1 protein-coding gene is annotated in these 338 nt (G+C 49.1%); it reads right to left on the minus strand.

Annotated elements, in window-relative coordinates:
- A partial coding sequence (locus GQA99_RS20355) for a catalase (protein ID WP_160057030.1) occupies nucleotides 1–338 on the minus strand: 338 nt, incomplete at both ends.

The raw sequence follows: 338 nt of genomic DNA on the forward strand, positions 1-338 counted from the left end.
TTTGGTTTCAGGGCATGGACAACGTCCGGGAATTGAATCCCATCACGGATGAAGAACACCGGAGTATTGTTCCCAACAAGATCAAAGTTCCCCTCTCTGGTGTAAAACTTGACAGCAAAACCACGAATATCCCTCATGGTTTCAGGACTGGCACGCTCATGGACGACGGTGGAGAAACGGACAATAACGGGAGTCTGAACACCAGGGGCTCTGAGGAAATCAGCACAAGTGAGGTTTGAAATGTCATGGGTAACCTCAAAGAAACCCTTAGCACTGATTCCTCTGGCATGAACCACTCTCTCAGGGATCCTCTCCCTGGTGAAATTGGCAACCTTCTC

Origin of the sequence: Shewanella litoralis, from assembly GCF_009828585.1 — a bacterium.
Classification (GTDB): domain Bacteria; phylum Pseudomonadota; class Gammaproteobacteria; order Enterobacterales; family Shewanellaceae; genus Shewanella; species Shewanella litoralis.